The 14,577-nt window shown below is 67.9% G+C and carries 14 protein-coding genes and 1 pseudogene; 3 read left to right on the plus strand and 12 right to left on the minus strand.

The features are described from left to right. Positions 1 to 231: 231 nt before the first annotated feature. Positions 232 to 1,659, plus strand: coding sequence for a phenylacetate--CoA ligase family protein (locus MRBLAR12_RS16265; RefSeq protein WP_364747151.1), 1,428 nt, complete (start codon positions 232 to 234; stop codon positions 1,657 to 1,659). A 5-nt stretch (positions 1,660 to 1,664) separates the two neighbouring features. Here MRBLAR12_RS16265 and MRBLAR12_RS16270 read toward each other — a convergent pair whose 3' ends face one another. The 3 genes and pseudogenes from MRBLAR12_RS16270 to MRBLAR12_RS16280 form a co-directional block, all read right to left on the minus strand. After that, positions 1,665 to 2,543 (minus strand): HNH endonuclease, encoded by an 879-nt coding sequence (locus MRBLAR12_RS16270; RefSeq protein WP_364747153.1) that lies wholly within the window; start codon positions 2,541 to 2,543, stop codon positions 1,665 to 1,667. Positions 2,544 to 2,632: 89 nt separating this feature from the next. After that, positions 2,633 to 3,844 carry a serine hydrolase domain-containing protein gene (locus MRBLAR12_RS16275; RefSeq protein WP_364747155.1) on the minus strand — a complete coding sequence of 404 codons (1,212 nt, stop codon included), beginning with the start codon at positions 3,842 to 3,844 and terminating at the stop codon, positions 2,633 to 2,635. 208 nt (positions 3,845 to 4,052) lie between these two features. Beyond that, a pseudogene (locus tag MRBLAR12_RS16280) lies at positions 4,053 to 4,202 on the minus strand (helix-turn-helix domain-containing protein); the annotation flags it as partial. Between the two features lie 58 nt (positions 4,203 to 4,260). Here MRBLAR12_RS16280 and MRBLAR12_RS16285 point away from each other — a divergent pair. After that, positions 4,261 to 4,494 (plus strand): hypothetical protein, encoded by a 234-nt coding sequence (locus MRBLAR12_RS16285; RefSeq protein WP_229994011.1) that lies wholly within the window; start codon positions 4,261 to 4,263, stop codon positions 4,492 to 4,494. 418 nt (positions 4,495 to 4,912) lie between these two features. On the opposite strand, the gene MRBLAR12_RS16290 is transcribed toward MRBLAR12_RS16285, so the two are convergent. Then, entirely contained in the window at positions 4,913 to 5,476 is a 564-nt protein-coding gene (locus MRBLAR12_RS16290; RefSeq protein WP_229994010.1) for a dihydrofolate reductase family protein, read from the minus strand. 227 nt (positions 5,477 to 5,703) lie between these two features. Between MRBLAR12_RS16290 and MRBLAR12_RS16295 the strand changes: the two genes are divergently transcribed. Then, positions 5,704 to 6,183: a hypothetical protein gene (locus MRBLAR12_RS16295; protein WP_364747157.1), complete on the plus strand. Its 480-nt coding sequence runs from the start codon at positions 5,704 to 5,706 to the stop codon at positions 6,181 to 6,183. 375 nt (positions 6,184 to 6,558) lie between these two features. Here the strand turns inward: MRBLAR12_RS16295 and MRBLAR12_RS16300 are convergent, their stop codons facing one another. The 8 genes from MRBLAR12_RS16300 to MRBLAR12_RS16335 form a co-directional block, all read right to left on the minus strand. Beyond that, positions 6,559 to 7,698: an aminopeptidase P family protein gene (locus MRBLAR12_RS16300; RefSeq protein WP_364747159.1), complete on the minus strand. Its 1,140-nt coding sequence runs from the start codon at positions 7,696 to 7,698 to the stop codon at positions 6,559 to 6,561. 116 nt (positions 7,699 to 7,814) lie between these two features. Continuing rightward, entirely contained in the window at positions 7,815 to 8,432 is a 618-nt protein-coding gene (locus MRBLAR12_RS16305; protein WP_364747161.1) for a putative immunity protein, read from the minus strand. Positions 8,433 to 8,906: 474 nt separating this feature from the next. Beyond that, the gene (locus MRBLAR12_RS16310; RefSeq protein WP_364747163.1) at positions 8,907 to 9,830 is read right to left on the minus strand and encodes an MBL fold metallo-hydrolase; all 924 of its coding nucleotides are present in this window, start codon (positions 9,828 to 9,830) and stop codon (positions 8,907 to 8,909) included. Between the two features lie 287 nt (positions 9,831 to 10,117). Next, complete coding sequence (gene fdxA, locus MRBLAR12_RS16315) at positions 10,118 to 10,447, minus strand: ferredoxin (RefSeq protein ID WP_364747165.1); 330 nt, start codon at positions 10,445 to 10,447, stop codon at positions 10,118 to 10,120. A 6-nt stretch (positions 10,448 to 10,453) separates the two neighbouring features. Continuing rightward, positions 10,454 to 11,929: an aldehyde dehydrogenase family protein gene (locus MRBLAR12_RS16320; protein WP_364747167.1), complete on the minus strand. Its 1,476-nt coding sequence runs from the start codon at positions 11,927 to 11,929 to the stop codon at positions 10,454 to 10,456. 47 nt (positions 11,930 to 11,976) lie between these two features. Beyond that, positions 11,977 to 12,762, minus strand: a complete 786-nt coding sequence (locus MRBLAR12_RS16325) for an SDR family oxidoreductase (RefSeq protein WP_364747169.1) — start codon at positions 12,760 to 12,762, stop codon at positions 11,977 to 11,979. Beyond that, entirely contained in the window at positions 12,762 to 13,694 is a 933-nt protein-coding gene (locus MRBLAR12_RS16330) for a dihydrodipicolinate synthase family protein (protein WP_364747171.1), read from the minus strand. Before MRBLAR12_RS16330 ends, MRBLAR12_RS16325 begins: the two co-directional genes overlap by 1 nt. An 89-nt stretch (positions 13,695 to 13,783) precedes the next feature. Beyond that, the gene (locus MRBLAR12_RS16335; RefSeq protein ID WP_364747505.1) at positions 13,784 to 14,569 is read right to left on the minus strand and encodes an enoyl-CoA hydratase-related protein; all 786 of its coding nucleotides are present in this window, start codon (positions 14,567 to 14,569) and stop codon (positions 13,784 to 13,786) included. Positions 14,570 to 14,577 lie beyond the last annotated feature (8 nt).

The raw sequence follows: 14,577 nt of genomic DNA on the forward strand, positions 1-14,577 counted from the left end.
TACACAGTCTGTGGTGCTGCCTGCCGTTAGTCCAGCAATTCGACGGTGTCCGGGCATATGCCCAGGTCCCGCCGGTGCCTAAAGCCCCTGTTGGGGCGGCCGCCGCCGTGCCAGCGTGGGAGAGGGTGCGAGCGTGGAAGAGCGGGTGAGCGTGAAAGAGCGGGTGAGGCCGAGATCTGGAGTGCCGGCCCCGCGAAAGGATGATGGGTGATGCGCGGCTCTCCTCTCGGGATGACACGACTGACCGGGATCGCGTGGGACATCTGGCGGGCCGGGCGGGCAAGCCAGGACGCGATCGCCCGCCGGCAACGGGACCGGCTCGCCGCGCTGGTTGAGTGCGCGCGGTCCTCCTCGCCCTACTACCGCAGGCTGTACCGGGACGTTCCGGACACGGTCACCGATCCGGTCACGAACCTGGGGGAGCTGCCTCCGGTGGGCAAACGCGAGCTCATGGAGAACTTCGACGAATGGGTCACCGACCCGCACATCACGCTCGCCGGGCTGAAGCAAGACCTGCTCGATGACCCCTCGCGCATCGGCGGCCTCTACCGCGGGCAGTACCTCGTGGTGACGTCGTCGGGGTCCACGGGGGACCCCTCGGTCCTGGTCCACGACCGGACCTCGCAGCTGGTGGCGAGCCTCCTCGGCCCGATCCGCGAACGGCGGACCCTGATGACGGCTGCGGAGGCCCGCGCTTTCCTGCACCGGGGGCTGCGGGCCGCGGCGCTGATCGCGGACGGCGGCCACTTTGCCGGCGTCGTGCTGACCGAAGCCGCGCGGCGACGCAGCCCCCGCATTGCCCGCAGGGTCCGCGTGTTCTCCGTGCTCCGGCCGCTCCCGGACCTCGTGGCGGACCTCAACGACTTCCAGCCGACCGTCCTCTACGGCTATCCGAGCGCCATGCTGCAACTGGCCGCCGAACAGAAATCGGGACGGCTCAGAATACATCCGCTCCTGGCGGTCGCTTCCGGGGAGTCCCTGGCAGCCCATGCCGGGGCGGACATCGAGGCGGCCCTCGGCTGCCGGGTCACTGTGCGGTACCTTGCCTCGGAGGCCCTCGCACTGACCAGCCGCTGCCGGCAGCGGCTGCTTCATGTCAACGCGGACTGGAACATCGTGGAGCCGGTGGACGACGCCTTCCGTCCCGTGCCGGCCGGGGAACTCTCCCACACGGTGCTGGTCACCAACCTGGCCAACCGGGTCCAGCCGCTGATCCGGTACAACCTGGGCGACCGGGTGCAGCTGGGTGCCGGGCCGTGCGCCTGCGGCAGTCCGTTTCCCACGCTGCGGGTCGAAGGGCGCAGTGGCGACGTACTGAGCTTTGGTGCCGCCGAAGGGGCAGAGTTCGACAGCGCAGGGTTGGACGGCGCAGGGTTGGACGGCGCAGTGGTGACCGTGTTGCCGTTGGCGCTGGGGACGGTGATCGAGGAGACCGCCGGCGTCCGGCGGTTCCAGGCGATCCGCACCGGGCTGCGGTCGCTCACCGTGCGGCTCGAGCTCTGGCCGGGCGCCGAGCCAGGTGCCGTGCAGGCGGCGACTCGGGATCGCCTTAGTGCGTTCTTCGCGGCCCAAGGCGCCGACGGCGTCGATGTCCGGTTTGCCGAGGAGCCACCCCGGCCGGACCGCAGCGGCAAGTTCCGGCAGGTGTGGTCCGCCTGAGAACGCTACTGCTGATTAAGGATCCGCCGGGCGTCCTGCTGGGCCTGGAGCTCTTTCTGGGTCAGCGCCTGCCCGGTCAGGTACCCGGCTCCGGCCATGGCCCGGCGCAGCTCCGCGACCGTGCGCGGCGTCGTCACCCCGAGGTGCGCCATGGCATGGCAGTTGGCGCAGAGCGGCACGAGGTCCGTGACGGGATCAAGTTCATAGGTGCTGCCCAGCTGTGACACCGGGACCAGATGGTGGACCGGGATGAAGTCCTTGCCGATGTCCCCGTAGGCGATTTCAAAGGAGAACCCGCACACGGCGCAACTGGTCCCGTGATGGGCGATGCAGGCCCGCCGCGCGTCCGGATTGTGCTCATACCGGTTCACCTCGACCCGGCTGACCGCCGCCGACGTGACGGTTCCGGGCACCGGCTGGGTGGGGTCGGCCCCCGGCGGCGGGCCAAACTCTCGCCAGAGTCCGCGGAGCAGGGGCTCGACGGGCGGTTCGACCGCCAGCGCGGGGCCGTGCAGCGCTTCCCAGTCGAGGCCGGGCACGGTCTCCTGGAGGACCGCAGGCGGGATCTGGTCCCCGGCGGGCAGGAGGGCGTCGAAGGCCACCCGGACGTAGAGCGGGGACCAGTCCTCCGCGGCGCCCGCGGCGTCCGGTGCTTGGGGCCGTGGCGCCGGCCGCTCCGAGACGATAACGCCGTGGCCGATCAGGCCGCGCCCGTGGCGGCCCTGGAGCACCAGCCACGCGTCCGCGCCGGAGGTAGCGAAATCTGTAGTGCCGACCTCCCAGCTGGCCAGGAACCGGCCGGTTTCGGCGACCTCTTCCAGGACCGCCGGGTAGGTCCATTCGTTCCATTCGTCGGGGTTCCAGACGAGGATGATGGCTGTCATCTGCCCATTGTCGCAGTGACTTTTGCCTGCTTGTCACGGAGACGACTACTGGTCACAGAGACGCCTGCTTGTCACAGAGACTGCCGCCGTTAGCCCGGACTTCCTGCGGCATTGTTGAGGGGCCCTGTCGGCCCGGTCTGGCACGTCGCGTTGAGGGTGTCCTCCGCGATGGATTCCATCTGGTGCAGGATGCGGGTGTCCCCGGACCGGAGCGGTTCCGGCGGGTAGGCCACGGCCATGGTGAGCTGCCGGGTTCCGTCCGCGCTGGTCATGGCGATGGTGCCGTAGCCGGGCACGTCGCCGGGATGGCCGTAGTAGAAGTTGTTGGTGCAGAGGTCGTTCCAGCGGACCACCCCGAGTCCGTACCTGGCGTAGAGCGGGCTCTCCATTTGCGCGATCGTGTCCGGCTTGAGCAGCCGGTTCTGCAGCAATGCGCGGTAGAACGTATTCACGTCCGCCACGGAGGACACCATGCCGCCGGCGGCGTTGTCGATCTGGGCGGCCGGGTACGTGACATCGAGTTGTTTGCGGTCCAGCGCGATGTAGCCGTGGATCATGGACGACGGCGGCGGCCCGACGGCCGTCATCGAAGTTTCGCTCAGGCCAAGCGGCTGGATGATGTCGGTGCTGATCACCTCGCCGATCCGGCGGCCGCTCAGGCGCTCGACGATCAGCGCCAGGGCAATGTAGTTCGAGTTGGAGTACTCAAATCCCTGGGCCAGCTTCGCCTGCCACGATATCCGCCCCGCCATGGCCAGCAGGTCCGCCAGGCTCACCCTGGTGGTCAGGGCCTCCCGCACGGTGGCCGGATCGAACAACGGCCCGTCCACGGACGGCATGCCGGAGCGGTGCTGCAGCAGTTGGCGGACGGTGACAGGTCCCGGCGGGTGCATCACCTTGTTAAACTCCGGCAGGTAGGTGCTGACCGGTGCGTCCAGCTCCAGCCGGCCTTCCTCGGCCAGTCGGAGCACACAGACCGCCACCATGGATTTGGTGATGCCGCCCACGTGCACAGGGTCCGTTATTTCGGCCCGGGAATGGCTGGCCAGGCTTCGAACACCGTAGGCCGCGGACCACTCGTCCCCGCCCACGCGGATCTGGATGAGCACGGCCGGGGCGCCGTCGTCGAGCAATCTCCTGCTGAACTGTTCCAGCATGGCCCGGTAGCCGGAATCGGGCGACACCGGCTGCGCCGGCGGCTGGGGCCCGGGACTGCACCCGCCCGTCGCCGCCGCGAGCACGACGGCGACGATCGCGGCCGTGAGCCGGCGGAACGATGCTCGAGTCCAGGCCACCGACATGATGGTCCTTCTTGCAGGGCGGGTTTGTGGTCGGCGTAGGAGGATGCCCCTGGCCGGGCACAGTCCTGACCCTTGTGATGCTCCTCAGCCGGACGTCAGGAGACCAGAGCCATAGGTCACGGGTGTGGATTTGATAGCTCTTCGGCGGCGTTCTGTGATCGCTTGGTGTCGCCTTCAGGGAGGATGCGACGCGGCTAGTCCCTTGAGTGCTCGCGACCCGTCTATAAAACGTTGCTCGGGACATTCCGAGATCGCGGGCAACCTGCGCAGCGGGCTGACCGCCTTCGACCAGGCGGACAGCGCGTCGAATCTGACTGTCGGTGACCCGGCGGGGTCGGCCGCCAAGGTCCTTTCCTCCGGAGCTCGTCCCACGGCGGAACCTGTACACAGGACTTCGTCGGTGCAACACTGCGTCGATGAACATCTTCGAGTGGTGGCCTCTGGTCGATGCGGAAACACGCCGCTGGCTCATTGAGCACAACGGCGAGCCGCTGCCGCCGCATGTCATCGCCGACATCATGGCGACTACGGGCGGCGTGACCGATTCTGAGTGGTGGGCTGGCGAATCAGGAGACGGTCCCCAGCTTTCCGACGAGGCTGTGGATTGGATCGAGGCTGTCGCCAACGATGAGGAGCCGACAGCCGGCTGATATCTTCCGCCGCGTCCCGCTGAGCGTTCGGCTTACGGGCAGAGCTGCCTGCTGGTGCTTCAGCGTGGCACCACGTCACTGAAAGGGATCACTTTGTGGTGCTGCTCGCGGAGGCGGAGCTAGTGTGCGGATAGGCCAGTTTTCTCGCGTGGGTCGCACAATTCGGTGTCGTTCAAGGGACCATCATCGACGCCACACTGCGGAGCGGGATCTGGTGATCTGCGAGTCCCAATTGGAGTTGGCGCGTTTGCTGTTCGCGGACTTCGATGGCTCGGTGGGCCATATTGTGGCGCAACCGTTTCTGTTGAAGGCTGAGGTCGCCGGGGCGGTGCGCAGGCACATTCCGGACTATCTGCTGCCCGCCGACGTGGGGCCGCTGGTGGTGGAATACTTCCCCGACCGCGCGGAGGAATTGCGCTCAGCGCCTCGTCTCGTACCTGGTCAGGACCACGCCGCCGGGAAACGTCCGCGTCTCCACCAGGTCCAGGTTCACCCAGCTGTCCAGCGCGGTGAAGAACGGAGTGCCGCCGCCGACCAGGACCGGATGGGTGGCCAGCACGTACTCGTCGATCAGCCCGGCCCGCATGGCCGCCCCGGCGAGCGTTGCGCCGCCGACGCTCATCGGGCCGCCGTCCCCGGCCTTGAGCCGAGTGATCTCGGCGATCGCGTCGCCGCTGACCAGGCGGGTGTTCCAGTCGACCCTGTCGATCGTCGAGGAGAACACCACCTTCGGCGTGTCCCGCCAGTTCCGAGCGAACTCGATCTCCGCCGGGGTGGCGTCTGGCTGCTGGTCGCCGGTCGGCCAGTAGGAGCTCATTGTCTCCCAGAGCTTGCGCCCGTACAGCGACAGGCTGCTAGCCCGCTCCTGGTCGAGCCACCACTGGAACAGTTCGTCGCTCGGCCCGCCCCAGCCGATGTCGTCGCCGGCCGCGGCGATGTAGCCATCCAGGGTCAGATTCATGCCGTAGATTAGTTTCCGCACGGCGCCAGCCTTCCGTCTTGTCGTGGTCGAGGGCGTCATTGAACTCTGTCGTCCCGCATATGATCGGCAGCGTCCTGTCCCTCATGGAGCCACCGTAACTGCCCATGATCTGGATGCAATAGCCTTCGCTCCGCGTTTCAACTGAGCTGACCCGTGAAGGATCCCCTATCAGACGGCCGCACCCTCGGCACGGGCGGGAAACTTTTGCGCATCGGTAGGCTAAGCCCATGGCATTGGGGGATGCGGCGCGGCTGCAGGCAGTTCGGTCACAAAGAGTGGTGCTGGATGCGTACGCGTTCATCAAGGGCTGGCTCATCGCCACCTCGCTCTGGGTGGGCGTGCTACTTCTCCTGGTGGCGGCAGGCTATGGCGTGCCCGCCTCGCGGGACGGCACCGACGCCGGCCACGTATGGGGCTTTTTGGGCATGGCGATTCTGTATGGCTTCGGAGTTTCCCTGGTGGTCGCGGCGCCACTGGCCTGGGTGCTGGCCTATCTGTTGCGCCCGGTCCGGAATCAATGGATCCACATCGGAGCCTTTTTCGCGGTGCCCACCCTAGTGTTCTGGCTGCTCGGAAGCGCCCTGGGCCTCGGCTGGCAGCCCTGGCTACTGATCCCATGGGCCACCGTTGGCGCAGCGGCAGCCATCGGCCGTTGGGCAATCCGCAAAGACGTCCTTGCCTCGAATTCTGCAGCTAACCCGGCCTGACCGCCCGCTGCACGATCCCCTTGCGGGCTGCGAGATGACAAATAGCGCTGCGAAAGGACCGCCATTTATCGCTGCGAGTCACATTGCCGGCCCGCCACAGCTTGATGCAGAGGGGGTATGTCACGCTGCGGCACGGCATCACCCATTTAGCTACCGAGGATCTGTTTTGCTTCGCCAACCAGTGATACCGCGGGGATGCTGGTTCTGTTATGGGATCAGAGCAGGCCGGCAGGCTGCAGGCGAAACAGAGAGCGCATACACCGTGACCACAACACTGAATGAAACGACCCTCGACGTCCCCGTGGACGTCCGGTTCACCGCGCCGGGCATTCCGCTGGCAGTGCGCCACGTCAGATCGTGGACCACGTCGGCTAACTAGTGGACGATTCTCATCTCGTGCGAGGTCTGATTGAGTCGCCGTCCGCCGTCGGGAACGACCGTCACAATGTCCTCGATCCGTACGCCGAACCTGCCCGGCAGGTAGATTCCGGGTTCGATCGAGAAGCACATGCCGGGGTGGAGGATCTGGGTTTCGCCCTCGACCATGTACGGCGGCTCGTGAGTCGTCAGTCCGATTCCGTGCCCGACGCGGTGAATGAAGTAGTCGCCGTAGCCGGCTTCAGTGATCACCGCCCGGGACACGCGATCGATCTCCTGGCACTCGACGCCTGGCCGCACGGCCTCGAACCCGGCCTGCTGTGCGTGTCTGACGACGTCGTGAACCTCGCGCTCCTCGGCGGTGGGTTCGCCGACGTGCACGGTCCGCGTCGTGTCTGATCCGTAGCCGTGTTTGAGGCCGCCGAAGTCGAGGACCACCATGTCTCCGTCCTCGATGATCCGTGGGCCGATCTCGTGGTGAGGGTTGGCTCCATTCGGACCCGAACCGACGACGGTGAAGTCCACCTGCGAATGACCGAATTGGCGAAGGAGGTCGGCGAGATCAGAGCCGACGTCGGTCTCGCTGCGCCCAGCGAACCGCACGGTGACGATCTCCTCGTACGCCTGGTCTGCGGCCGCGCCGGCCGCCGCCAGCCGCTCGATCTCGTCGTCATCCTTGATCGCCCGAAGCATCGGCAGGGCGGTCGTCATCGAGACGTAGGACGACTTGGGCAGTCGATCCTGCAGGCCGAGGAGGTGCATGGCCCAGGCCGAGTCAGAGACGGCATAACGTCCGGTGCCGGCCATCAGCGTCGCAGATTCCGTGTAGGGGTCGCTCCCGTCGGTCCAGTCGGTGATCCGCAGAATCGAGGCGCCGGCGGCCGCTTCCGCGTCGGGCCTCTCGAGCCTCGGAACGATCATGGCGGGCTCCGCGTCGACGGGGATCACGAGCATGGTGATGCGTTCAGTGATGGCCACGGGTGCATACCCGGTGAGGTACAGCAGGTCCGGTCCGGGAGTGACCAGGATGCCGTCGAGCCCGGCATCTTGGGCGGCGTGGGCTGCTCGCCGCAACCGCTCGGCGAAGTCATCGGCGGTGAACGGAGCCGGCTCGGAAAGGCTGCGATGATCACTCATGGTTCGCATTTTCGTGCGCGGGGCATCACTGGTCAACCCGTCGCGGGTTTGTCAGACGCCCTAGCAGTTTCCGGTTCCTTTACGTTCGCTCTCGACCCCGCCCGTAAGCCGTTCGCCTACCGGGCACCCTCCTGTGGCGAGATATTGTCCATAGCGGCCTGAATCTTCCGAATGATTGACCCGAGAATGCCCGACGCGAGAAGTCCGGTACCGAGCGGGCCCGCGGAGTCTTCACCAAGTGGTGGCAACTGCTGAAGCGCCGCCCTCACTTGAGCATTCATGTGCTCGAGTTGCCAAGAGATCTCGTCGGAGATGGCCGTGGGCTGATTCGGAGCGGCCAGCCCGGCCGCTTTCGCGGCGTAGGCGGCTGCGCCGAGAGCGTGCGCGCCCATGTGAGCGACCCCGGCAGCTTGTCCAGCAGCCCGGGCGGCCGCCACAGCCGCAGGAGAGCTAACCGCGTGCGCGGCCCGACCAGCAACGAAGCGCCGGCGAATTTCACCGGCGGCATCAAGTTCACCGTGAGCAAATGCCCGAGTACGAGCGATGGCATCACGTGGTCGACCGTCGGTCGGAGCCTCCGTCTCGAACAGGACCAGGACCCGCTCCGCACAGTCCGCCGCCCACGCTGCGACGAGGCGGCGATCAGTTTCGCTCAGTGACTGCGGGGACGGCATGCCAGCATTTTCGCACGCGGGCCCGCTGGACGATCGTCTACCAGGCACCAGGGGTGACATTTAGCGCTGCGAAAACGCCGCCACTTATCGCTGCGATCCGCAGATTTCGGGCGGCTGCGAGCACGTAGCACCAAGCTGGAGTTCGTGAGACCGCGCGTGCCACCCGGCGCGCGATCCGCGATCGAGTCCCTCAACGCCCGCTACCGGTGAGCGGTGCGAGCGGGCGGGCGCTTACCGAACGACGCCGCAGCGCTGAAATGCCTCAACTCGGGGCCCTCGTTCACGCGATCACACAACGGATCCCAGACTGACCCTCCATGCCGGCGCAGACGAGTTCGGACATCGGTGCAGACGACTTCGGGCGCTGACAAGTGTGTCTCGAAACCTCTGCATCTCATAACCCATGCCATGTAAGACGGCACCTGCCGCCGACAACTGCGACATCGAGCGATTACTCAACGGCGGTGAATCGCAGCGATAAGTGGCGGCGTTTTCGCAGCGCCAAATGTCACCCCCATGCCCGCAAGACGATCGCTAGCCGGGCGTCCCGTCGCGCTCGCTTCTTCGGGCGAGGAGCTCGAATTGCCGTGCGTGCACGCCGCCCACCCAGTCCCAGCCGGGCATGGCCGACGGGCCGATCCGCGGGTCGCTGGGAACATGGGCATCACGCAAGGCGTGCACGTACGCCCGATCCTGGTCGATCCGTGCGCGTATCTGATCAGCTCCGCCGATGGACCCGTGGCCGGGGACGAGGACATCGACGTCGCCCGCCACGCCCTCGAGCAGCCGCAGCGCGGCGAGGTAGTCCTCGATCGGGTCAGCGGTGTCGTTCAAGTCGATCATCGGAATCAAGACATCAGAAAGCATGTCGCCGGCGACGAGAACCCCTCGTTCCTCAATCAACAGCGCCGCATGGCCCGGGGCGTGCGCCTGATGCTCAATAATCCGGACATGAGGGCCATCCCAAGGAATCTGCGCCATCCCGGCGGGCAGGCCCGTAATGAGGCCGAGCAGGTCCAGCGGTACCTGCTCGGGGATGCCGAGCCGGCGTAAATCGAGCCCGACCGACAGCCGATCCCGGACAGTAGCCGCACAGCGCGCGGTGCCGTAACGGGGCGCCGCGCCGAGCCCGGCGTGCCAGAGCAGGTGATCCCAATGAGGATGCGTCGAGAAGCCTGCCACCACGGTCTGGCCCGAATCGGACAGGTCGTTCGCGAGGCAGGCCATTTCGTAGCCGTGCACCCCGGGGTCGATGAGCAACACGCCAGCCCGGCCTTGCACCACAACGGCGTTGCTCTGGCAGAACTCGCTCTCGTGGATCAGCACACCCTCCGCGACCGGCCTCAGCATGGCTGCAAGGCTACCGCGCCCAGCGCCCGCCAACAACGATTCGCGCGACTCGCGTCGCGACGGGTGCAGATCGGTGTGCCTGGCGGCCCGCCAGTTGATCACCGTCACACCGTTTGACGCGGCGCCCGCAGAGGATCGTCGGCGGTCGGCTGGGGGGTCTGGGGCTGTTGCGCAGCGCGCCCATTCGCGAGGATGTATTCCATCCGTGTAGTGCGATCAAGGAGGCGACACAATGGCGCGCAGGAGGTGCGTGCGTTCCAGTACGACGCCGCGAGCTGACGGGCCTCAAACTCGCACCCGCCCGCAGTAGCGGAGCGATACCAAGCGATCACAGGGAGCGATACGAAGCGATCACAGAACGCTGGCACGAAGCGCTGAACTCCACAGTCACGGGCTCAGCCGACGGCGCCGGCCGTTGCGGGCGCATCCGCCACCACAGGATGGTCGCGGTGCAGGTTTCCGAGGGCTGAGGCGCCTTGCGGCGACCCCAGCTCCTCGAAGAACTCCACGTTGGCCCGCACGTAATCGGCCCATTCGTCCGGGACATCGTCCGAGTAGTAGATCGCCTCCACGGGGCAGACGGGATCGCAGGCGCCGCAGTCCACGCACTCGGACGGGTGGATGTAGAGCGTGCGTTCACCCTCATAGATGCAGTCCACCGGGCATTCGTCGATGCAGGCCTTGTCCTTGACATCCACACAGGGCTGGGCGATCACGTACGTCATGACTGGCTACACGCCCGTGTAGACGGTCTTGCCCCACGTGAAGAAGTCCAGCGCGGACTTCCCCTGTTCGCGGAACGTGTTGGTGGAGGAGTCCTTGACGCCGCCGAACGGCACGTTCAGGTCCAGGCCCGCGGTCGGACGGTTGACCTTGATGACCCCGGCCTGGGCGCGGGCGGCGAAGTCCGTGGAGAACGCCAGGGAGTCGGTGCAGATGCCGGCGGTGAGGCCGTAGCGGGAATCGTTGATCGCGGCGAGCCCGGCCTCATAGTCGGGGACCTCGAGGACGGCCACCACGGGACCGAAGATCTCCTCGGTCACGGCGGCGTCGTCGAAGGGCAGGTCCGTGAGGATGGCGGCCGGGAAGCGGAAGCCGGCGTCCGTGCCGCCGTCGTACTCGCCGTGCAGGAGCGTGGCGCCGCGTTCGACGGCGGTGCGCACCGCTGCCTGGTTCTGTTCGAACTGCTGGCTGCTCACGACGGCGCCCATCCTTGCGTCGAACCCGTCACCGGCGGTGTACTGCGCGGCCTCCTCCGTCAGGGCTGCCAGGAAGGCAGCACGGATGCCCGGCGTGACGTAGACGCGGGACGTGGCGGTGCAGGCCTGGCCGGTCAGGCCGAACGCGCCGGCCGCCACCACCTGGGCAGCCTTGCGGGGATCGGCGTCGTCCAGGACCAGCACGCCGTTCTTGCCGCCCATTTCCAGCTGCACCCGGGCGCGGCGGGCGCTGAGAATCTCCTGCAGGCCCAGACCCACGTTGGTGGAGCCGGTGAACGACATCCCGGCAATGCGGGGATCGCGGGCCAGGGCGTCGCCCACCACGCGGCCCTTGCCGTGGACCACGTTGAACACACCGGCGGGAAGGCCGGCATCCTGCAGAGCACGGGCCAGGTGCGTGGCTGAGAGCGGTGTGAGCTCGGCAGGCTTGATGACCACGGCGTTGCCGCTGATCAGCGCCGGGGCGGCCTTCCAGGCCGGGATGGCGATGGGGAAGTTCCACGGCGTGATGAGCCCGACGACGCCCAACGGCTCGCGGCGGGTGGTGATGGTGGTGTCCGGCAGGCCGCTGGGCAGCACCTCGCCGGTGGCGGCCCAGCCGAGGGAGCCGAAGAAGCGCAGCACGTCGGAGGCGCGCTTGACCTCGCCCTTGGCCTCGGCGAGGGTCTTGCCCTCTTCACGGACGAGGTCCTCGGCGATGGCCGCCTGGCGGTCCAGGAGCAGGTTTCCGGCGGCCATCAGGATGGCGCCGCGGGACGGGGCGGGCAGGGCTGCCCAGGCAGGCTGCGCGGCGGTGGCGGCGGTGATGGCGGCGTCGACGTCGGCTGCGGTGCCGCTGGGGGAGAGTGCGGCGAGCTCGCCCGGGCGGGCAGGGTTCATCCGTTCGGTGTCCGCCCCGCCGAGCCATTCGCCGTTGATGAGGTGCCGGGCGGTGATGAGGTCCCGCTCGGTGGAGTTGGTGGAGTGGTCGGTGATCGTGGAAGTCATGGTGTTCCTTCGGGAGAGTCGGAGCAGAGAGCGTGCGTGCGGGTCGGTTAGAGCCCGCGAATGAGGCCGCCGTCGCAGCGCAGCGCCACGCCGGTGATGTAGGAGGCCGGGGCGCTGCAGAGGAACGCCGCGGCGGCGCCGAATTCCTCGGGTTCGCCGTAGCGGCGGGCGGGGATGGTCTTGCGGGATTCCAGCTGGATTTCCTCGGGCGTGGTGCCGCGGCGCTTGGCAGCGGCCTGGTCCAGTTCCGCGACCCGGTCCGTGGCGATACGTCCGGGAAGGAGCATGTTGACCGTGACGGCGTCCAGGGCGACCTCGGCCGCGAGGGTCTTCAGGTAGCCGGCCAGCGCCGCGCGGCCGGTGTTGGATACGGCCAGGTTGGGCAGCGGCGCCACGACGCCGCTGGAACCGACGGCGAGAATCCGTCCCCAGCGCCGTTCCCGCATGCCCGGCAGGATGTGCGAGACCAGGGCGTGGTGCGGTTTGACCAGTTGTTCGAACGCCGCGGCGATGTCGTCGGCGCCGAGGGTGGCGGCCGCGCCGGGCTTCGGTCCGGGACCGTTGAGGACAAGGATGTCGATGGGCCCGAGCGCATCCATGGTGCGTTCGACAGCGGCGGCGACGCCGTCGGCGGTGCTGAGGTCGGCTTCGACGGCGACGGCGCTGTGCCCGTCGGCCTGGAGGCCGGCCGCGATCTCCTCGGCCCGCTCGCGGCGCCGGCCGGTGATGGCTACGCGTACGCCTTCGGCCGCGAGGGCCCGGGCGACGGCGAGGCCAAGTCCGCCGGTGGAAGCGGCCACCAGGGCGGTCCTCCCGCTGATTCCGAGGTCCATTAGTTCCTCCCCGCTGTGGCGAGGGCGATGGCCGGGTTCGGGCCAAGGGCCTTGGCGGCCTCGGCCAGATGGGTGCGCAGCCCGGTCCGAAGAACCTCCGGGAAGACCGCGGCCGGGGCCCGGACACCGGCGTCGGCAATCAGTCCGCGCTGGTGCAGGCATTCCTTGCGGACCGCCAGCGCGATTTTGGCCTGTTGCTCGAAGTTGATCAGCGGCAGGTACGGCAGCAGGGCATCGCGGGTGGCCTCGTAGCCGTCCTTCTGCCAGGCCCGCACGCAGGCGATGAGCGCCTCCGGGTAGGAGAATCCGGTCATCGCCCCGGCGGCGCCGGCCATGAGCTCGTCCAGCAGTCCCTGGCCGCCCAGGCCGCCGAACACGGAGACGTCGAGGGCTGCGGTGAGGTGTGCGATCGCCACCGACGTGGGCGGGGCCTCGGCCTTGACCGCGGTGACGAAGCTGCAGGCCTGCACCACGGAGATCAGTGCCTCGGTGCTGATGTTGACGCCGCTGGCCAGGGGGTAGTCCTGCAGCACCACGTTGGCGCCGGTGGACTGGTGAATGGCGTTCAGGTGGGTGATGACCACGCCGGGGTTGGCGGAGTTGGCCTGCACCATGACGGCCGCCAGCCGGTCCCCGGTGGCTGCCTGGATGGAGCGGATTTCATCGACGGCCGTGCCGGTGTAGAGGGAAGTCACTCCCACCACGAGGGGCAGGCGCGTTTCCTCCACGATCACTTCCAGGACCAAGCTGCGCTCGGCTGCCGTCAGGGCCGCGGCTTCGCCGAACACGCCCAGGACCGTGAGTCCGGTGGCGCCGATCGACTCGTAGTAGCCCACGAGTCCGGCCAGGCTGTCCGTGTCGACATCCAGGGCGCTGCCCTGGAACGGTGTGGCGACGACGCCCCACACGCCGGGTGTCAGTGACTCCCGCATTGGTTTCTCCTTCTAAGCTCTTGTTGTTCTTCGAGCGGCTGAACGTCAGCCACCGGAAATCAGGCGGTGGAACGGCTAGCGTCCGTCTCCTAATGTCCCGGCCAGACCGGCGGGCGTTTCTCCTGGAAGGCGCGCACGCCCTCGGCGGAGTCCTCGCTGTCCAGCGCCGCCATGAGGGCGGGGAGCCGGAGTCCGCGGGCCTCGGTGGCGGTCAGGTGCAAGGTCCGGGTGACCATCTGCTTGACGGCCCGGACGGAGGTGGGGGCGCAGGCGAGGATCTGGTCCAGCCAGCGCTGCACGGCGGCGTCGAGCTCCTCCGCGGGGACCACCTCGTTGACCAGGCCCATGGACTGCATCTCCGCGGCCTCGGCCTTCCGCCCGGTCAGGAGCATGCCCATCGCCTGGGTGTACGGGATCCGGCGCACCAGCTGGTGGATGCCGCCGTCGAGCGCCAGGCGCCCGACGCGCGGTTCCGTCAGCCCGAAGCGGGCCGTGTCCGCGGCGATCACGATGTCCGCGCCGAGCACGATCTCCATGCCGCCGCCGAGCGCGTAACCGTTGACCCGGGCGATCACCGGGATGTCCAGCGTGGTGCGCAGGCTGAGCCCGCCGAAGCCGTTCGGGTCCAGGCCCGCCCAGTATTCAAGGCCCGTCTTGTCCACGGCGGAGGCGGACATGTCCGCGCCCACGCAGAACGCCCGGGTGCCGGCGCCCGTGATGACCACGGCCCGGACGTCGGGATCGGCTTCGAGCTGGTCCCAGATCTCGTTGAGCCTGGCCTGGGCGGTGCCATCGACGGCGTTGAGCACGTGCTGGCGGTCGATGACCACCGTGGCGACGTGGTTCTCGACGCTCAGGGTGACCTGGTCCAGCATCGTCTTCG

The organism is Arthrobacter sp. LAR12-1-1.1 (assembly GCF_040676555.1).
Taxonomy (GTDB): domain Bacteria; phylum Actinomycetota; class Actinomycetes; order Actinomycetales; family Micrococcaceae; genus Arthrobacter.